Here is a 17,215-nt window from a genome sequence, read left to right on the forward strand (position 1 = left end):
TGCTCGTGCAGTTGGGGCCCAGGTCAGCGCTTCGCGGCGGCCTGGCCGGCGGGGGCCCAGGGCGCGGCCCACAGCGGCACGACCGCCACGGTGCCGGCCGTGCCGGGGGCGGGAATCCCGCCCGCGCGCCCGGTCGCGGCGGCAGTTCCGGTGGGTGCCAGGGCGGTCGCGGTCTTCAAGGAGGTCATGCCCCGAAACCTATCCACCGCCACTGACAACGCCCGTGCGTGAAACGTCGGATGGGCCGACTTCCCGCGTGGGGCGGTTGGGTCGACGGCTCCGGTTCACCGGGCGATCAGCTCGCGCACCGCATCGCTCACCTCGGGCAGGTCGTCGGGCAGGGCCCACTGGTGGGCGTCGTGCTCGCTGAGGACGACCGGTTCGGCCTTCGCGACCGTGACCGCGAAATTGAACTGCCGGGTGGTGCCGCCACGGCTGTTCGGGTAGTCGAAGTGGCCGATGTACCCGTCCACCGCTCCGATGGTCAGGCCGGTCTCCTCGGCGGTCTCGCGGTGGAGGGCGTCGAGGATGCTCTCGCCCTCCTCGACCTTGCCGGACGGGATCTCCCACAGCCCGCCCATGAAGTCGTCGGGCTTGCGTCGCACCAGGAGGATCCGGGCGGCCTCGGTGACGACGGCGGCGGCCACGAAGCTGGTGATGCCGTCCTGTCGGGCCTCGCTGACGAGGCCGGCCAGGAACTCGGCGGAGGTAACGGTCACAGCAACTCCTCAGGTCCGGGTGCTGGTAGAGCGACCGAGCGGCCGGGTTCCGCCGTCATCGGATCGCCGGGCGCCGCAACGCCGTGCCGCTCGTGCACCGGAAGTCGGGTCGGCCGACTTCCGGTGCACCGGCGGGCGGGCTCAGAGGGGCAGGAGCCAGCTGGGGCCGTGCTCGTTGCCGAGCCATACGCGCTGGCCCTCGCTGGTGATCGTGATGCCGAAGCGTTCCTGGTGCGGTGAGCCCGCCGTCTGCCAGGCCGTGATCGCGTCCTCCACCCGGTCCCACAGGCGCAGCGGGCCGCGCTGGACGACGGTCCATCCGCCGTGGCCGTCGGGCCGGGTGCGGGCCTGGGAGCCGGTGGCGTGGTCGATCAGGATCTGCTGGTCCCCGGTGCCGATCCGTTCGGCGGAGGGGGCGGCGAGCTGGGCGACCCAGGCGCCGGTCCAGTCGGTGATCGTGGCCGGGTCGATGCGGGTGGCGCGTTCGTCGCCGGGCAGCAGGGTGGGGCTCTGGCGCGGGGGCCGGTCGTGCGGGCGGGCGATCATGAAGCTGATGTGCCCGGGCAGGAACCGGCCGAACGCTTCGCCGGGGCCGGTGACGGTCAGCAGGGCGAGGCCGTAGCCGAACTGCCAGCCGGAGAAGGTGACGAGGATCTTCCCGCCGGGCCTGACCTGGTGCAGCCAGGGGTAGGGCAGGGTGCGCACCGCGCAGGTCGCGATCAGCCGGTCGTACGGCGCCCGGGCTCCGTGGCCGGCCAGGCCGTCGCCGACGACGAGGTGCGGGGTGTACCCGGCGGTTTTGAGGGCGGTGGCGGCGCGTTCGGCGACTCCCGGGTCGACTTCGACGCTGACGATGTTCTCCTCGCCGAGCCGGTGGGCGCCGAGGGCGGTCGAGTAGCCGGTGCCGGTGCCGATCTCCAGGACGCGGTGGCCGCTGCGCACGTCGAGCCGCTGCCACATGCCGAGGACGAGCGACGGCAGGGTGGACGAGGACGACGGGGCCCCGGCGGTGGGGCCGTGGGCGTCGGCGGGCCGGATCCGGCCGTCGAGCTGGGTGATGAGCGTCCGGTTGCTGTAGACGGTTTCCAGCCCGCCCTCGTCGTCGGCGAGGACGGGCTCGTAGGAGGTGGGGACGGACCCGGGGATCTCGCGGAAGTAGTCGCCGACGAAGGCCTCGCGCGGCACGGCCGCGGCGGCGGCGCGCCAGAGCGGGTCGGTGAGGCCCCCGTCGGGGTCGGCGGTGAGCTGCCGGACGAGGGCGGCGCGCAGGTCGGCGGCGGTGGTGGCGGTGGCGGTCATGCGGGGTGGCCCTTCTGGAGCTGGTCGGCGATCGCGGTGGCGATGGCGTCGGTCGTCGGAGGCGGGAAGAACGCCCACTGCCCGTTGCTGTTGCACTCCAGGAAGTGCCAGCGGCCGTCGGTGTCCACGGCGAAGTCGAAGGCGCCGTAGACGAGCCGGAAGTGCCTGAGGTAGCGGGCCGTGGACCGGCGTACGGGCGTCGGCACCTCGATCGGGGTGTAGGTGAGGAGGTCCTGGCGGCGGCGCCAGTCCAGGTCCGGGCTGTCGATGCGGACGGCGAAGAGCCGGGTGCCCACGGCGGTCAGCCGGACGTCGAAGGCCTTGGCCAGGCGGGCCTGGAAGAGGTGGGGGCAGGCCGCGACGGCGTCGGTGACCTCGGCCGCCGTGACCTCGGCGACCCAGACCTGGAGCGGTCTGCCGTCCCGGCCCCGGTAGGAGGAGTTCCACAGCGGCTTGTAGACCGCCCCGCCGGGTTGTTCGGCACAGAACCGCCGGGCTTCCTCGGGGTCGGTGGTGATGATCGTGTCGGGGACGGTGAAGCCGGCCGCGAGCGCGGTGTCGAGCTGGGCGGGTTTGTGTTCGGCGGCCCGGATGCGCCAGGGGTGGTTGACGTAGTGGGCGCCGGGCAGTTTGGCGAGGATCCCGCCGATGCCCCACCTGGCCTGGGTGCGGGCGAATTCGGCGTCCTGGCCGTGCACTCCGGGTGGCGCGGCCCAGTCGGAGGGCCGCCGGTACCAGACGGCCCGGACCCGGTCGAGGTCGAGCGTGCGGCTGCCCGTGCGGAGGGTGCCGAGCCGGCCGCCCGCGCGGTAGCGGGCGGTCAGTACGGCGCCGTCGTGGAGGTCGGCGCCGGGGTCCGCGCGTACGACCGGGACCTGTCGTTCGGCCAGGATCCGCAGCACCGCGTCGGCGGTCGGGTCGTAGGCGCGGGTCAGCACCAGGACCGCCCGCTGCGGTTCTCCCGCCATGGCTCAGTCCTGGTCGTTGGAGGTCACGGTGTCCACGTCGGTCGGCTGGGCCTGCCCGCCGCTCTGGCTGTCCCCGCCGGCGCCGGTGTTGGTGGGGCCGCTCTGGTCGGTGCTGGTCCCGTGCTTCCCCAGCTCGACGGTTCGGCCCTGCCGGTCGTGGAAGACCGCGACCTGGGTGCGCGGGTCGATGACCGGCGTCAGCGCGGGCCAGGGCGGCGCGTCGGCGTAGGGGCGCATCCGGGTGGCGCCCCACGGGGTGGTGACGGTCTTCGGCATTCTCGAATCTCCTTCTGGTCGGTGACGCAGGCGATATGAGTCATGACTGTGGGTCATGATGCCGTCAGGTCTGTCTGGTCGGCAGGCTGTTCGCCGGTCTTGTGGGGTGGGGTGTGGGAAGTCGGTGGGGCCGACTTCCTGTGCGGGGCCGGGGGGTTCAGGTGTGTTTCGCCGCGTGGGTGCGGCAGCGGGTGAGGGCGAATTTGATGCGGGTGTCGGGGTTGGGGGTGGTGGCGAGGAGTTCGCCGGCGGAGACGAGGGCGGTCCAGTAGGCGGCGGGGTCGCCGGTGCGGGGCATGGGCTGGGCGGCGACGAGGGAGAGGTAGGCGGCGGTGAGGTTGCCGGTGGTGAACCAGCGGTCCAGGCCGTGCCGGTGGCCGGGCCGGATGCCGCCCATGGCGTCGACGGCGGTGAGGAACTGGGCGACGACGGCGAGTTCGGTGGGGGTGAGGGGCTTGGGGACGTCGAAGACGCCGAGGGCTTCGAGGAGTTCGCCGGTGTCGGTCTCGGAGCTGGGGCGGGGGTCGGCGAGGAGGGCGTCGTGGCAGTCGTCGAGGCGGCGGGCGGCGTCGGCGAGGGGGACGCCCAGGGCCAGGCACACCGCGCGGGCGGAGGGGAGGGGGCGGCGGCTGCGGCGGGCGAGGAGGGCGTAGGTCGCGGCGGGGGTGTGGCCGCGGGCGAGGGCGTGCCGGGCGAGCGCGGTGAGGGAGGGCTGCTGCATCGGGGGCGGCTTTCAGGCGGCGTTGAGGTGGGTGGGGGCGATGAGGGCCCAGGCGAACTTGCCGATGCCGCCGGAGCGGGGGCAGCAGCCCCAGCGCTCGGCGAGGGCGTCGACGAGGAAGAGTCCGCGTCCGTGCTCGTCGTCGGGGGTGGAGGGGCGCACGGAGGGCCGGCCCGCGCCGGCGTCGTGCACCTCGATGCGCAGGCGGTCGCGGACGAGGGAGAAGCGGACCTCGATGAGCCGGTCGTCGGGGGCGTCGCCGTGCTGGACGGCGTTGGCGAAGAGTTCGCCGAGGAGCAGTTCGGCGGTGTCGCGGTACCGGTCGCCGGCGGGGAGGGCGGCGAGGTAGGCGCGGAGCAACTTCCGGGCCAGGGGCGTGAATTCGGTCCGCGAGTCGAGCCGGGTGGCGAACGTGCGGGGCCGGTGGGAATTGAGCATGGCGAAGCACCTCAGGGGGCGGATGGGGGAGTGCGGAAGGCGCACGCAATCACGCTGTGCACGCAAATGATTGCTGTCTGCTGACAATCATCGGGGCTGCGGAGGTACGGTGACGCCAGATCGGCGTGTGGGACGCGAGGCGCACAACTGGGGGAAGTCATGGCACAGCGAAAGACCCAGCGGGGGACGACGGCCAGCTCCGCGATCATGTTCGGCGGGGAACTCAAGTACGCCCGCGAGGCGGCGGGCTACACCCAGGAGGACGTGGGCAAACTCCTTCACCGCGATCGGACGGTGCTCTCGCGGGCGGAGAGCGGGAAGCGGAAGCCGTCGATCGAGGAGGTCGAAGAGTTCGACCGGCTGTACGGCACAGGCGACTTGCTGAAGCGGCTGTACGGGCGGGTCGACTGGAATGCCTCGATCGAGCATCCGGACTGGTTCCAGGAGTACGCGGACGCGGAGGCCATCGCCATCGGGATGCGTGCCTACCAGGGCAGCGTGATGTACGGCTTGTTGCAGTGCCGGCAGTATGCGCGTGCACTCTTTGCTGCTGGCGATGCGGCTGGCAACTCGGAAGAGATCGAGGAACTGACCAGGGCTCGACTCAGTCGGCAAAGCCGCTTTCTCGCACCCGACGGGCCGCTGTTGCTGGTCATTCTCGATGAGAGTGCCATCCGTGCGGTCGTGGGCGGCCCTAGTGTGATGAGATGTCAGATGGAGCACTTGCTGCGAGTGGCTCAGCTTCGGAACGTCGTCATTCACGTGGTGCCGTTCGGCAACCGGCGGACTCTCATCGATACGGATATGGTGCTTCTGGAGCTGCCGGACGGGCAACGCTTGGTGTACTCGGAGAGCCTCGATCGAGGGCATCTGAGTGATGATTCCGCCGCCATTGCCAGGCACCAGCGTCGTTATGATCGGCTCCGTGGCGAATGCCTGTCAGAGAGCGACTCGCTTCGGCTGATCGCTGAGGTGCTGGAGGGTTTCAGAGATGAAGAGCAACGAGCTCGCCGCAGCCGCCTGGCGGAAGAGCAGCTACAGCGGCACCAACGGCGGCAGCTGCATCGAGGTAGCCCCCGGATTCCCCGGCCTCGTCCCCGTCCGTGACTCCAAGGACCCCCACGGTCCGGCCCTCGTTTTCCCGGCCGCCGCGTGGGAAGCCTTCGTGGCGGCCGTCCGCGAGGGCGAGCTTCCGGCGTAACACCCATACCGGGGGAGTGGTTGTCGATGTTGGCCTGGCGGAAGAGCAGCTACAGCGGCGGCAATGGGGGCGACTGCGTCGAGGTGGCCCTTGTCTGGCGCAAGAGTAGTTACAGCGGCAACAACGTCGGAGACTGCATCGAGGTAGCCCTCGGATCTCCCGGCCTCGTCCCCGTCCGTGACTCCAAGGACCCCGACGGCCCGGTCCTCCTCTTCCCTGCCTCGGCCTGGGACTCCTTCCTCTCCGCCGTCCGGTCCGGGGGCTTTCCCTCGTCGGTCTGAGGTGGTCGGGGGTACCCCTTCGGATGGTCTATAGTTAACCCATCACCCAGATGCGCGGGTGGCGGAATAGGCAGACGCGCTGGATTCAGGTTCCAGTGCCCGAAAGGGCGTGGGGGTTCAACTCCCCCCTCGCGCACAGATGAACGGCCGGTCGACCTTCGGGTCGACCGGCCGTTCTGTTGTTCCCCGGATCGTCCGGGGCCGGGTAATTGGGGGTCTTGTGCCCCAGACGCTGTCAGGCGCTCACCTCAGGGTCCACCGGGACGGGCGGGCGCACTCCGGTGAGCGCCTCCGCGCGGGCGACAAGGTGGGGCGCAAGGTCGGGGTACCAGCCGCGGGCTACCGCTTGCAGCATCTCGGCCAGGGCCGTGAGTTCCCCGATTCGGCCGGCGGGGGTGTCGAGGACCGTCGCGAACTCCTCGCGGATGCGGGCGGCTACGTCGGGTACGAGCAGGCTGTTGGCGTGCAGGAGCCCCGCGTCATAGCCGAACGGCACCCGGCCCCACCGCTCCCAGTCCAGCAGGCACAGGGGCGCGCCGGTGAGGTTGCCCCAGTGCAGATCACCGTGACCGGTCACCCGCTCCACCTCGGCGGGGGCCGGGATGCCGAGGAACCGGGGGAAGGCCCGTTCGATCCACCCGTCCCGGACGGTCGTCTTCACGCCCTCCGCTTCGGCGAGCAGGGCAAGGGATCGGCGAAGGTCCGCCCACCATTCGTCAGGCAATCCCGGGTCGTGATCGATGTCGGCCCGGTCCGCCGACACCACGGGTTGCGTGAGGTGGTCCAGGACGTCGGCCTCGAAGGCCCACTCCCCATCAATCCAGTCATGCACCCCGTGCAGTCGGGGGCGCGGGACGCCTTCGGGCACGAGCAGGGAAGCCCCCATGATGCCTTCGCCCTGCTTCCTGCCCGCGTTCCTCCTCGCCGTCCGGCTCACCCGTAGCCACCGGTCCCCTGCTCGGCGTCCGAGGGTGACCCCGAGGAACCCCCATGCCAGTGGACCCGCGCAGGTGAGGCCCAGTGCTTCGGCCGCCCGGTCGTGAGCAGCTTCCATCAGGGCCCGCACCTCCTTATTCAGAGGCGAGTTCATCCGTCACCCTTCTGAGTTCCTGCGCCGTCAGAGGCGCGGCCAGAGCCTTGGCCACATCGTCCCAGTGCTCGCGGGTACTCGCGGACGTCAGGACGACATCGAGGCCAGGGCACGAACCAGCGGCCAGCAGGGCAGCGGCTGCGGCCGACAGGCCGGGACGGAGGAGGTTCACCACCTCAGGTGTCATGACGTCGAGGAGTTCACCCCCGTGCAGGGGCGCGGAGCCGAACGTGATCAGCCCCGCGTCCTTCGCTTGCACCAGCGGTCCGCCGGCATTCAGGGCCTGTGTGATCGGGGCATCCATGATCAGGCTGACGGGCATCTGCAAGCCCGTGAGGTGGTGCTCGGCGGAACCGGCTGCCTGCCGGGCGAGCGCAAGCAGTTCGGGAACGCTGAATGCTCCGGAAGCCAAGCCCGACCAGGTCGCGACGCCGTACCCGCCGATCCTTCCCGCCTGGACGAACTCCTCCAGCGCAGTGAAGGCTTCCCGTACACGCCTGTGCAGGGTGGCACGGTCAAGGCCGTGCCTGCGGTGCTCGGGGTTGTGCACGAACACCAGGTCCACGCGCCCGAGCGCGGCCAACGAGTGCTCCGTCTGCCAGCGGACGAAGTTCTGTTCAAGGCTGTGCCCACTGGCCTCCCCGATCCGGGGGAGCACGCCCTCGGCCAGGGCCATGCGGCCCTGTTCCTCGGTGAAGAATCCCGTCTTCGTGGCCACTCGGACAGTGGGGTACTCCCCGAGCACCGGACGCAGTTCCTCGTGCGCCCGACCACGACCGTAGTTGGGTGCCGTGTCCACCCAGGGGCTACCAGCAGCCAGCGCGGTGCGTGCCGCCTGACCGACGGCACGCACGCGGTATGTCCCCAAGGAGAGCGCGGCGGTCACAGCGCCGTACCCACGACTGCGACGGCATGGCCGTCGATGAGGACGGAGACCAGTCCGGCCACCTCCACGACGTCCAGGCCGGCAGAGTCGGCCATCTCGCCCAGGGTGGTCGGCCGGTTGGTCAGCAGCGTGTCCAGCGCGGACGCGGCGGACGCGGCGAAGTCCCAGGCGGTACCGGCCGCCGAGAAGGTGACCGTGCCCTGTGTCGGGTTCGCAGTCAGGCGACCCCTTTGAGCAGTGAGCTTGACCGTGATGTCCCGCTGAGCGGGGAGCCCGTCCACGTAGGGCAGAGACGGAATCGCGTGACCCGGGGCCGTCGTGTCGATCGACTCCGCCCACCGCTCCACGAGGCGGGAGTCCGCCAACCTGTCGGCCACCTCACGGCGTACGGCGTCGATGAAGTCCGACTGTTCTGTCGGCGAGCCGAAGCGCGGGATGTCCTTGCGCAGCGCGAGGGACGCCCGAAGCTGATCGACGACCCAGAGCATCAGGTCAGCGCCCGTGTGCGGCACCATGCCGAACGTCAGGTGCAGGGATTCCGTCCCCTGGTCAGCGGTGACCGAATGCCACCAGCCGCGCGGCAGGTAGAGAACGTCGCCCGGGGACAGAACGAGGTCCGCCACCGGGTCGCCCTCCGGATCCTCCGGCGAGTCCACGTCTCGGAAGGTGGGCGCCTCACGGGTCGTTCCCCACAGGCACCACCGCTTCGAGCCGTGCAGTTGGACCACGACGACATCATGGTCGTCCCAGTGCCGGCCGAAGCCCTCCCGCTCGGTCCACGAGGCGTAGACGTTGGCCTGTACGGAAGTCCCGAGGAAGCGTTCCAGCCCCTCCGCAGCCGCCCCCACGGCGGGGTGGATCTTCTCCACCGCATCAAGGACCAGTGACGCCCCATCTCTCAGCTGGGCGTGGAAGTCGGACGGCTGGATGCGGGACCAAGTGACCGCGCGGCGGTTCGTGGTCGGGATCGCGTAGCGGTGGAGCGGGACCATTTCGCCATCGACCGACAGGCGCAGCCGGGGCGGCTCCAGCCGCTGCGTGGCAATGATCCGGTTCAGGTCGTCCCAGGAGAACAGGCCGGCCGTGTCGGCGACGCCGGGAAAGTGAGCGTAGGAGCGGTGGTACGTCTGGGCGAGGAACGTGCCCCCGCCCAGACGCCCCGCCCACGTGGCTGCATCAAGCAACGTGGGCGCTCCCGTCAGTCGTTGCCGTCGGAACGGCCGCTGCTGACGTCGGACTCCTGCTCGGCGCGGGTCCGCACGGCCACGATCCTCCGCTTCGCGACGAGCAGACCACCCCCCTCGGGGGTCATCGAATCGGTGTTCTCTTCCATCATCGGACTACCTCTCTCTTCTCGGGAACTCCCACCGGGAATCCGGCAGGAGGCCAAAGGGGCTGTGGTGAGCACGGCGATTGCCGGAAGGCCAGAGTGACCCGAGAAGAGGCGCCTGTGTAGTTGTTTTCCGTTATGGACTAAAGATCATGAACGGCAAGCGGCGGACCACTCGGCCAGCAGGGCTCGTGCTTCGTCCCTGAACAGCGCGTAACCCTCCAGCGTCGAGAACAGCTCCAGGTGCATTTCGATATCTCGTGGATCTCTCAGGATCACGACACCGGTAGTGTTCTCCACAGTGGCCAGCGTGTGGTCATAGACGGTGAAGGTGTCCATCGGGGCCATGGGCTTGTATCCCGCGATCGGGATGACGCCGAGCTTCACGTTCGTAAGGTGAGTCAATGAGGCCAGCCGGTCGATCTGCACCGCCATCGCGGCCGGGGGCAGGAGCGGCCACCTCACGGCCTGCTCGGTCAAGATGAAGGTGAACCGCTTCTTCGTGTCGTAAAGAACCTCTTGCCGTTCCAGCTTCCGCGCGATCGTCTTGGTGACATCGGCCGGTGAATGAGCAAGGCCGGCCCGAATGTACTCGGGGGTGGACAGTAGTCCGGTAATCATCGAGAGCAGAAAGAAGCGGAACTCTGTGCACGAGGATTCGAGGGCCGCAAGTTCGGTCTGTTTCTTCTCCAGGCCTCTGCGCCGCAGCGATCGAAGGTCTTGCCATTCGGTGTTGGCCAGCCTCGCGAGGGCCAGGACCTCTTCCACGGCCTCAGGCGGAGCCACGACGGCCCGGAGGATTCTTTCCAGGTCCAGCAGGTTCGGTTGGATTTTCCCGTTCTCGATCCGACTGATCTTCGATTGGGACATGTTGCAACGCCGAGCGAGCCGGTCTCCAGTGAGGCCGGCTCGCTTGCGTAGTTCTTTCAGCGAGGCGGCCAGTTCCTGCTTCGGCTGCCCCGACTGCTTTGGGTCGAACGTCACCCGCTCACGTACTCCAGGAATGGAATCGAATTGGCAACGGCAATCCGCTTCCACTGTCGGTACGGCTCCGGGTCGCCCTCGTACAGTTCCCGGCCTATCTGCGTCCCGTCCGCCCGGTATTTCATCAGGACCACCTTGGATTCATCGAACATCCAGAAATCCTGATCCGGAAGTCCCGGGTTCTCCCGGTCGGTGAGGTCGAGGATGCGGATATCCTCGCCTGCCTTCACGTGATGCCGGTAGTAGTACTCGAACTCGAACCGGAGATAGTCCGAGAGCGGGCGGGTCACGACATGGACCCTACCGACGCTCTTTCCTTCCGAGGACCAATGCCGAACCTCGTCCATCCAGGCCGATGTGTAATCGTCGGGGGACTTCGCCCCGGCGAGGAAGCGCTTCAGCTTCTCCGCTTCCTGGGGCATGGTGTAGACGGGCAACGTTTCCAGCCGCCACGCCTCACGCTCCATGGAATCGAAGCAGTCATTCCACGCGTCACCATCCAAGAGCACGGAACGCCTCCCTGAGAACCGCCTCCGGGATTTCCACGAGCCCCTCACCGGCGGGCGGGGTGAAGGTGTCGGAAACGTCGCCCTGCACCACGAACGATCCGGTCGCTGTGCGGTAGACGTTCGGGCAGTCCTTCTCTCCGCACTCTCCGTTGCCGTTTCCTGTGAGCCGGGTGAGTGTCGAACGTTCGGACATGCCAAACCCCCTTGCTCTGGCCCCGTTTGGGCCGCCTGCCCAGCGACACTAGAGGGGGCGGTGCCACTCGTCCATGCATGAACGCGACTATGCGCGTTCTTGCATAAACAGATCCCTGACCGCCCCTGGCCAACCCCGGCGCGTGGTCGCACATGCGCTCCGTGTAGCCGGGTGCGGCCGCCCCCCGGTCAGTGGCCGAGCCGGTCCAGGAGCAGGTCCAGGCCGGTCGAGAGTTCGATCTCCGGCTCGTGGTCGACCAGCAGCGGGGCGAGCGTTCGCAGGTGGGGGTACTCGGCGGCGGGGAGGCGGTGCAGGCCGAGGCGGAGCATGGGCTCGGGGTCGTCGGGGTTGTCGATCACCTGCCGCTTGTCCACCAGGAGGTAGCCGAGCACCCAGCCGACGACGGCGCGGTAGAGGCGCAGGGTGTCGAGATCGTCCAGCCCGGCCTGGCGCAGCAGGGTCAGCACGAGTTCGTTGACCTGGAGCATGGAGGCCGGGCGGCGGGCCAGCGGGACGCTGAGCGGCCGGGTGGTCACCAGGGGGAACACCGCGGGGTGGGCGTCGGCGGTCCGGTGGAACGCGCGGGCGACCTCGTGCAGCCGGGCCCGCCAGTCGCCGCCCGTCCCGTCGACGGCCGGGGGCAGCCCCGCGAAGCCCGTCCGGACCCGTTCGTTGACCTCGTCGTAGAAGGCCTCGACCATGCCGTCGAGGAGCGCCTGCTTGCCGTCGGCGTAGCGGTAGAGCGTCATCGGCTCCACGCCGAGGTCGACGGCGAGGCTGCGCATGGTGAGCGCGGCCAGGCCTTCGCGGTCGACCAGCGCGACCGCCGCGCGCAGTACCCGCGGCCTGCTCAGCCGGGCCCGGGCGGGCGGCTTGGGCCCGGACGCGGCTCCGGGGTCGGGGTCGGCCCCGGGGGTCGGGTCGGTTCCCATGCGTGCCTCCCGGGCTGCCCTCGGGTCTTGACGTCCGACGCGGCGCGGCGGACGCTGTAAGTATACAAGCGACATTTACGACACATCCGTACGACCTACACATACGGCATCAATCATCACCGGGAGGAGCAATGTCCACCATCAAGATCGAAGTGGCCAACGAGAGCACCGTGCTCACCGACCACGAGGTGAGCGCCGTGGTCCCCGCCCTGCAGACCCAGGTCCACCGGGACTTCGCCCCGGCCTGGGGGACGGACGCGGACCTGTCGTTCGTCGCGCCGAGCGCGCTCTCCGCCGACGCCTGGTGGCTGGTCGTCCTGGACAACTCCGACCAGGCCGGCGCCCTCGGCTACCACGACCTGACGGCGAACTTCCTGCCCCTCGGCAAGGTCTTCGCCGGCACCGACAAGCAGTACGGCGAGAACTGGACGGTGACGGCCAGCCACGAGCTGCTGGAGATGATCGGCGACCCGGAGATCGACCAGGTGATCTTCAGTCAACCCACCGCCACCACCGGGATCCTGTACGCCATGGAGGTGTGCGACGCCTGCGAGGACGACAGCTTCGCGTACGACATCGGCGGCACCAAGGTCAGCGACTTCGTCTACCCGGCGTGGTTCCAGCCGAGCCGCACGGCCGCCGGCACCCGGTTCGACTACGGGAACGCCATCAAGCGGCCGCTCGAACTCCTCACCGGCGGCTACATCGGCGTCTTCGACGTCTCGGCCGGCACCGGATGGAGCCAGCAGACCGCCGCCCTCACCGCCGCCTACGCCACCCGTGCGCACGTCGGCAGCCGTCGTGAACGGCGCCGGATCCCGCGCGACCAGTGGCTGCCGAGCCGACGGAGAAGCTGATGTCCGGCGGCGGCGGACTCGCGGCGGTCGAGCACCTCGTGGTGCTGATGCTGGAGAACCGCTCCTTCGACCACATGCTCGGGTTCCTGTACACGGACCAGGGCAACGTCTCCCCGGCCGGCCAGGCGTACGAGGGCCTGACCGGGGAGGAGACCAACCCGGACCAGAACGGCAAGCCCGTCACGGTCCGCCGCATCCAGTCGACGGACCCCCACCCCTACTTCATGCCGGGCGCGAACCCCGGCGAGGGCTACCAGGCGACCAACTCCCAGCTCTTCGGCACGCCCACCCCGCCGACGCCGCCGGTGGCCGGGATGCAGGGATTCGTGACGGACTTCGCCGCCGTCCTGGACCAGCCCCCGCGGCCCAACCACACCGTCCTGCCCGGCACCGTCCCGGCCGACATCATGAGCTGCTTCACACCGGACACACTGCCGGTGCTGTCCGCCCTGGCCCGCGGCTACGCGGTGTGCGACCACTGGTACAGCTCCGTGCCCACCGAGACCCTGCCGAACCGGGCGTTCTCCTGCGCGGCCACCAGCCAGGGGCACCTGGACGACAACACCCGCAGCTTCACCTGCCCCAGCGTCTTCGGCCGGCTCACCACCGCCGGCGTGACATGGCGGGCCTACGGCTACAGCGCCGCACCGATGGTCTCCGGGAACTTCCCCGACATCCACGGCGCCTCCCTGGACCACTTCGGCGTCTTCACCGCCTTCCGGGCCGCGGCCGCGGCCGGCACCCTGCCCTCCTTCACCTTCCTCGAACCCAGCTGGGGACCCACCGGGAACAGCGAACACCCCATCGACGACGTCGCGCTGGGCGAACAGCTGATCCTGGACGTCTACCGGGCCCTGCGCGGCGGACCGGCCTGGGACCGGACCCTGTTCGTCCTCACCTACGACGAACACGGCGGCTGCTACGACCACGTCCCGCCCCCCACCGGCAGCGCCCCGCCCGGCGACGGCACCGTCGGCGAGTTCGGCTTCGACTTCCGGCGCTTCGGCGTACGGGTGCCGACCGTCCTCGTCTCCCCGCTGATCGCCCCCGGCACCGTCTACCGGTCACCCGACCCGGCGGCGCAACTGGACCACACCAGCATCCTGCGCACCGTCGAGCGGCGCTGGTCGCTGCCCGCACTCACCGCCCGCGACGCCGCGGCCGCCGACATCGGCGCCGCGCTCACCCTCACCGTGCCCCGCACCGACGACGTCCTCGCGGGAGTCACCGCCCCGCCCCCGGCCGCCGTCAACCCCTCGGCCGGCAACGTCTCCCACCTCCAGCAGGTCTACGCCGACCTCGTCGCCCGACAGCTCATCCCGACCGCCCTCACCCACTGACCGCGCTCACCCACTGACCGGCCGTGCCGCCTGACCGGCATCGCCCCCTGACCGGCCGTGCCGCCGACCGGCCGTGCCGCCGACCGGCCGTGCCGCCGACCGGCCGCGCCGCCCGGGTGGCTCCCGGGCGGCATCCGGCCGGTCAGCCGAGGAAGTCGACGCGGTCGATGAGGCCTTCGCGCACCCGGTAGGCCACCAGGACGCGGACCGGATCGTCGGCCAGGCCGTGCGCGATCTCGTGGTCGACCACCCAGTCGCCCTCGCTCAGCCGCCCCACGATCTCCGCCCGGCAGCGGCCCTCGGCGAACTGCCCGGCGTACGTGTCGCGCAGGGCCTGTCGGCCCCGCAGCCGGCTGCCGTCACGCCGGTGGACGGTGACGTCCTCGGCGTAGGTGGCGGCGAAGGCGTCGATGTCGTGGCTGTTGTAGGCGGTGATCTGCCGCTCCACCACGTCGCGCGGTTCGGTCATGTGGTCGATCGTTCCTTCCTCGGTGTACGGGTTCAGGCCGCGAGGCGGTCAGGCCGCGAGACGGCGGGTGGCGAGCTCGGCGTAGAGCGCGGCCCCGTCGGGGAGCACCGCGTCGTCGAACTGCGCGTAGGGCGAGTGGTTGAGCGGCAGCTCGTCGGGATCGGCCCCCTTCGGGGCGGCGCCGAGCCACGCGAACGACCCCGGAACGGCGGCCAGCACCCGGGAGAAGTCCTCCGCCCCCGCCATCGGGTTCGGCATCGTCCGGAAGCGCTCCTCGCCGAAGACCTCCCGGACGGTGTCCGCCAGGAAGTCGGTCTCGGCCCCGTCGGTCTCGGTCACCGGATACCCGGGCAGGTACTCGACCTCTGCCCGCAGGCCGTGGGCGGCCGCGATCGCCCTGACCAGCTCCACCGTGGTGTCGGCGGCCCTGGACCGCGCCTCGGCGGAGAAGGTGCGCACGGTCGCCTCGAAGCGGGCGGTCTCGGGGATCACATTGCGCTGGGTGCCGGCCCGGAGGAGCCCGACGGTGATCACCACCGGATCGAACACGTCGAAGCGGCGGGTCACCAGGGTCTGCAGGGCGGTGACCATCTCACAGGCCGCCGGGATGGGGTCCTTGGCCCGGTGCGGCGCCGAGCCGTGGCCGCCCGCGCCGTGGACGGTGACGTTCAGCGCGTCGGAGGCGGCCAGGATCGGGCCGCGCCGGGAGCTGAACTCCCCGTGCGGCATCGACGACGCCACGTGCAGGGCGTACGCGGCGACCGGCCGCCGGCCCGCCGCCTCCAGCACGCCCTCGGCCAGCATCACGCCCGCCCCGTCCCACCCCTCCTCGCCGGGCTGGAACATGAAGACCACGTCACCGTGGAGTCGGTCCCGCCGGGCGGCCAGCAGGTGCGCGGCACCCGCGAGCATGGCGGTGTGCAGATCGTGGCCGCAGGCGTGCATGGCGCCGTTGTCGGCGGCGAACGGCAGCGGGGCCTTCTCGGTGACCGGCAGGCCGTCCATGTCGGCGCGCAGCAGCACCGCGGGCCCCGGCCGCCCGCCGCGCAGCACCGCGGTGACCGAACTCAGCGCGGAGCCCTGGCCCACCTCCAGCGGCAGTCCGTCCAGGGCCCGCAGCACCCGCTCCTGGGTGCGCGGCAGGTCGAGGCCCAACTCGGGGAACCGGTGCAGGTCGTGGCGGAGCCGGACCAGGTCCGGGGCCAGGGCGAGAGCGTCGTCGTGCAGGGACACGGGTACCTCCATCGGACTCGCGGAACTCGCGGAACTCGCGGAACTCGCGGAACTCGTGCGACTTGTGCGGGGCGATCTTGATCCGTGATTCTGGGTCCCGTGGCGGGAGTCTCCCGCGATTTCGCAGGATGGCACCACGAGGAGGCCCTCCGATGAACGAATCCACCGGTATCCGAAGGTGAACGGCGCCGACGCGACGGCCGACGCGACAGCGGACGCGACGGTGGACGAGCTGGACCTCGCCCTGGTGAACGCGATGCAGCTGCGGCCCCGGGCGCCCTGGTCGCTGCTCGGCCGGACCCTCGGGATCAGCCCGGTCACCGCTGCCCGCCGCTGGCAGCGGCTCTCACAGGCCGGGATCGCCTGGGTGACCGCCTACGGCCTGCCGCACCCCGAGGACCGCGGGTGCGTCGCCTACCTCGACCTCGACTGCGCCCCCGGCCGGCTCCGGCAGATCGCCGACGAGCTGGCCGAGGACCCGCACGTGATGAGCATCGAGCACCTCTCCCAGGGCTGCGACCTCGTCGTCACCGCGGCCTTCACCGACCTGGCCGCGGTCTCCCGGTACACCGCCGAACGGCTCGGCCGGCTCCCCGGGGTCGACGCCGTCCGCGTCCACCTGGCGACCGCCTTCTACGCCGAGGGGATCCGCTGGCGACTGGATTCACTGGATCCGGCCCAGCGCGTGGAACTGCGCGACGACCACCCGGCGGGCAACGGGCCGCCGTCCAGGGTGCGCGCCGAAGTCCGGCAAGAAGACCGGGAGTTGCTCATCAGACTGGGCGTCGACGGCCGCCTCGACCAAGCCGGACTGGCCGCCGCTACCGGGCTCAGCCCGTCCACGCTGCGCCGCCGCCTCGACCGGCTGGCCGCCTCCGACGCGATCCGCTTCCGCTGCGAGATCGCCGCCCGCGACGCCGGCCGGCCGGTCCTGGCCACCTTCCGGGCCGACCTCCCCCCGGACCGGCTCGACGAGGTCGGCCCCCAGCTCGCCCTGCTCCCCGAGGTCCGGCTGTGCGTGTCCGTCACCGGCCCGCACAACCTCGTCCTCTCGGTCTGGCAGCGCTCCCTCGCCGACGTCCAGCGGCTGGAGGCCGCTCTCGCCCGCAGGTTCCCCGACCTGCGGGTCGCCGAGCGCCGCGTGTCGCTGCGCACCGTGAAACGGATGGGCCGGATCCTCGACGCGGACGGACGCGCGGTCCGCGCCGTCCCGATGGACATCTGGCGCGACCCCGTCCCGGCCGTCCGGTCCGAGCCGTAGGGGTGGGCGCGACGGGGTCCGCCGTCGGCCGAATAGGTGATAGCCGTCCGGTGCCGTACAGTCGGGATCACCGACGCGGGGTGGAGCAGCTCGGTAGCTCGCTGGGCTCATAACCCAGAGGTCGCAGGTTCAAATCCTGTCCCCGCTACTTCGAGCACCGGGGCCGGCGCACACTGTGCGCCCGCGCCCCCGGCGGTGAGGTAATAAACAAACAAAGCCCCCCGCGCC

Annotated in this window: 23 protein-coding genes and 2 tRNA genes; 8 read left to right on the top strand and 17 right to left on the bottom strand. The window is 70.6% G+C overall.

The window, feature by feature from the left end; all coding sequences use genetic code 11:
- Positions 1–23: 23 nt before the first annotated feature.
- From ACFQ6N_RS20795 to ACFQ6N_RS20825, 7 genes are all read right to left on the bottom strand, one after another.
- Positions 24–188 (bottom strand): hypothetical protein, encoded by a 165-nt coding sequence (locus tag ACFQ6N_RS20795; RefSeq protein ID WP_380650828.1) that lies wholly within the window; start codon positions 186–188, stop codon positions 24–26.
- Positions 189–284: 96 nt separating this feature from the next.
- Positions 285–719, bottom strand: coding sequence for an NUDIX hydrolase (locus ACFQ6N_RS20800; RefSeq protein ID WP_380650830.1), 435 nt, complete (start codon positions 717–719; stop codon positions 285–287).
- Positions 720–860: 141 nt separating this feature from the next.
- Positions 861–2,018 carry an ATP-grasp peptide maturase system methyltransferase gene (gene tgmC, locus ACFQ6N_RS20805; protein ID WP_380650832.1) on the bottom strand — a complete coding sequence of 386 codons (1,158 nt, stop codon included), beginning with the start codon at positions 2,016–2,018 and terminating at the stop codon, positions 861–863.
- Positions 2,015–2,986: an ATP-grasp ribosomal peptide maturase gene (gene tgmB, locus ACFQ6N_RS20810; RefSeq protein ID WP_380650834.1), complete on the bottom strand. Its 972-nt coding sequence runs from the start codon at positions 2,984–2,986 to the stop codon at positions 2,015–2,017. Before tgmB ends, tgmC begins: the two co-directional genes overlap by 4 nt.
- Positions 2,987–2,989: 3 nt before the next feature.
- The gene (gene tgmA, locus ACFQ6N_RS20815; RefSeq protein ID WP_380650836.1) at positions 2,990–3,262 is read right to left on the bottom strand and encodes a putative ATP-grasp-modified RiPP; all 273 of its coding nucleotides are present in this window, start codon (positions 3,260–3,262) and stop codon (positions 2,990–2,992) included.
- Positions 3,263–3,419: 157 nt separating this feature from the next.
- Positions 3,420–3,983 carry a hypothetical protein gene (locus tag ACFQ6N_RS20820; protein WP_380650838.1) on the bottom strand — a complete coding sequence of 188 codons (564 nt, stop codon included), beginning with the start codon at positions 3,981–3,983 and terminating at the stop codon, positions 3,420–3,422.
- 12 nt (positions 3,984–3,995) lie between these two features.
- Positions 3,996–4,421, bottom strand: a complete 426-nt coding sequence (locus ACFQ6N_RS20825) for an ATP-binding protein (RefSeq protein ID WP_380650840.1) — start codon at positions 4,419–4,421, stop codon at positions 3,996–3,998.
- 159 nt (positions 4,422–4,580) lie between these two features.
- Between ACFQ6N_RS20825 and ACFQ6N_RS20830 the strand changes: the two genes are divergently transcribed.
- From ACFQ6N_RS20830 to ACFQ6N_RS20845, 4 genes are all read left to right on the top strand, one after another.
- Positions 4,581–5,528, top strand: coding sequence for a Scr1 family TA system antitoxin-like transcriptional regulator (locus tag ACFQ6N_RS20830; RefSeq protein WP_380650842.1), 948 nt, complete (start codon positions 4,581–4,583; stop codon positions 5,526–5,528).
- The gene (locus ACFQ6N_RS20835; RefSeq protein ID WP_380650879.1) at positions 5,485–5,622 is read left to right on the top strand and encodes a DUF397 domain-containing protein; all 138 of its coding nucleotides are present in this window, start codon (positions 5,485–5,487) and stop codon (positions 5,620–5,622) included. Before ACFQ6N_RS20830 ends, ACFQ6N_RS20835 begins: the two co-directional genes overlap by 44 nt.
- 26 nt (positions 5,623–5,648) lie before the next feature.
- Positions 5,649–5,903 (top strand): DUF397 domain-containing protein, encoded by a 255-nt coding sequence (locus ACFQ6N_RS20840; RefSeq protein ID WP_380650844.1) that lies wholly within the window; start codon positions 5,649–5,651, stop codon positions 5,901–5,903.
- A 52-nt stretch (positions 5,904–5,955) separates the two neighbouring features.
- Positions 5,956–6,039, top strand: a tRNA-Leu gene (locus ACFQ6N_RS20845).
- A gap of 99 nt (positions 6,040–6,138) precedes the next feature.
- On the opposite strand, the gene ACFQ6N_RS20850 is transcribed toward ACFQ6N_RS20845, so the two are convergent.
- From ACFQ6N_RS20850 to ACFQ6N_RS20885, 8 genes are all read right to left on the bottom strand, one after another.
- Positions 6,139–6,993, bottom strand: a complete 855-nt coding sequence (locus ACFQ6N_RS20850; protein ID WP_380650846.1) for a hypothetical protein — start codon at positions 6,991–6,993, stop codon at positions 6,139–6,141.
- Positions 6,974–7,879 carry an aldo/keto reductase gene (locus ACFQ6N_RS20855; protein WP_380650848.1) on the bottom strand — a complete coding sequence of 302 codons (906 nt, stop codon included), beginning with the start codon at positions 7,877–7,879 and terminating at the stop codon, positions 6,974–6,976. Before ACFQ6N_RS20855 ends, ACFQ6N_RS20850 begins: the two co-directional genes overlap by 20 nt.
- The gene (locus tag ACFQ6N_RS20860) at positions 7,876–9,063 is read right to left on the bottom strand and encodes a cupin domain-containing protein (protein ID WP_380650850.1); all 1,188 of its coding nucleotides are present in this window, start codon (positions 9,061–9,063) and stop codon (positions 7,876–7,878) included. The genes ACFQ6N_RS20855 and ACFQ6N_RS20860 overlap by 4 nt, the downstream gene beginning before the upstream one ends.
- 14 nt (positions 9,064–9,077) lie before the next feature.
- Positions 9,078–9,215, bottom strand: a complete 138-nt coding sequence (locus ACFQ6N_RS20865; RefSeq protein ID WP_380650852.1) for a hypothetical protein — start codon at positions 9,213–9,215, stop codon at positions 9,078–9,080.
- 144 nt (positions 9,216–9,359) lie between these two features.
- Positions 9,360–10,193, bottom strand: a complete 834-nt coding sequence (locus ACFQ6N_RS20870; protein WP_380650854.1) for a helix-turn-helix domain-containing protein — start codon at positions 10,191–10,193, stop codon at positions 9,360–9,362.
- On the bottom strand, positions 10,190–10,702 hold the full coding sequence (locus tag ACFQ6N_RS20875) for a DUF6879 family protein (RefSeq protein WP_380650856.1): 513 nt from the start codon (positions 10,700–10,702) through the stop codon (positions 10,190–10,192). The genes ACFQ6N_RS20870 and ACFQ6N_RS20875 overlap by 4 nt, the downstream gene beginning before the upstream one ends.
- The gene (locus ACFQ6N_RS20880; RefSeq protein WP_380650858.1) at positions 10,686–10,895 is read right to left on the bottom strand and encodes a hypothetical protein; all 210 of its coding nucleotides are present in this window, start codon (positions 10,893–10,895) and stop codon (positions 10,686–10,688) included. The genes ACFQ6N_RS20875 and ACFQ6N_RS20880 overlap by 17 nt, the downstream gene beginning before the upstream one ends.
- 188 nt (positions 10,896–11,083) lie before the next feature.
- Positions 11,084–11,827: a TetR/AcrR family transcriptional regulator gene (locus ACFQ6N_RS20885; RefSeq protein WP_380650860.1), complete on the bottom strand. Its 744-nt coding sequence runs from the start codon at positions 11,825–11,827 to the stop codon at positions 11,084–11,086.
- 131 nt (positions 11,828–11,958) lie between these two features.
- Here ACFQ6N_RS20885 and ACFQ6N_RS20890 point away from each other — a divergent pair, with 131 nt between their 5' ends.
- Positions 11,959–12,684: a hypothetical protein gene (locus ACFQ6N_RS20890; protein ID WP_380650862.1), complete on the top strand. Its 726-nt coding sequence runs from the start codon at positions 11,959–11,961 to the stop codon at positions 12,682–12,684.
- On the top strand, positions 12,657–14,024 hold the full coding sequence (locus tag ACFQ6N_RS20895) for an alkaline phosphatase family protein (protein WP_380650864.1): 1,368 nt from the start codon (positions 12,657–12,659) through the stop codon (positions 14,022–14,024). Before ACFQ6N_RS20890 ends, ACFQ6N_RS20895 begins: the two co-directional genes overlap by 28 nt.
- Positions 14,025–14,166: 142 nt before the next feature.
- On the opposite strand, the gene ACFQ6N_RS20900 is transcribed toward ACFQ6N_RS20895, so the two are convergent.
- Both ACFQ6N_RS20900 and ACFQ6N_RS20905 read right to left on the bottom strand, forming a co-directional pair.
- Complete coding sequence (locus ACFQ6N_RS20900; protein WP_380650866.1) at positions 14,167–14,493, bottom strand: nuclear transport factor 2 family protein; 327 nt, start codon at positions 14,491–14,493, stop codon at positions 14,167–14,169.
- Between the two features lie 48 nt (positions 14,494–14,541).
- The gene (locus tag ACFQ6N_RS20905) at positions 14,542–15,726 is read right to left on the bottom strand and encodes a M20 family metallopeptidase (protein WP_380650868.1); all 1,185 of its coding nucleotides are present in this window, start codon (positions 15,724–15,726) and stop codon (positions 14,542–14,544) included.
- A 178-nt stretch (positions 15,727–15,904) separates the two neighbouring features.
- Here ACFQ6N_RS20905 and ACFQ6N_RS20910 point away from each other — a divergent pair, with 178 nt between their 5' ends.
- On the top strand, positions 15,905–16,987 hold the full coding sequence (locus ACFQ6N_RS20910; protein ID WP_380650870.1) for an Lrp/AsnC family transcriptional regulator: 1,083 nt from the start codon (positions 15,905–15,907) through the stop codon (positions 16,985–16,987).
- A 74-nt stretch (positions 16,988–17,061) separates the two neighbouring features.
- Positions 17,062–17,135: transfer RNA gene (locus ACFQ6N_RS20915), tRNA-Met, on the top strand.
- The last annotated feature ends 80 nt before the right edge of the window (positions 17,136–17,215 follow it).

It is taken from the genome of Kitasatospora sp. NPDC056446, assembly GCF_042796115.1.
Taxonomy (GTDB): domain Bacteria; phylum Actinomycetota; class Actinomycetes; order Streptomycetales; family Streptomycetaceae; genus Kitasatospora.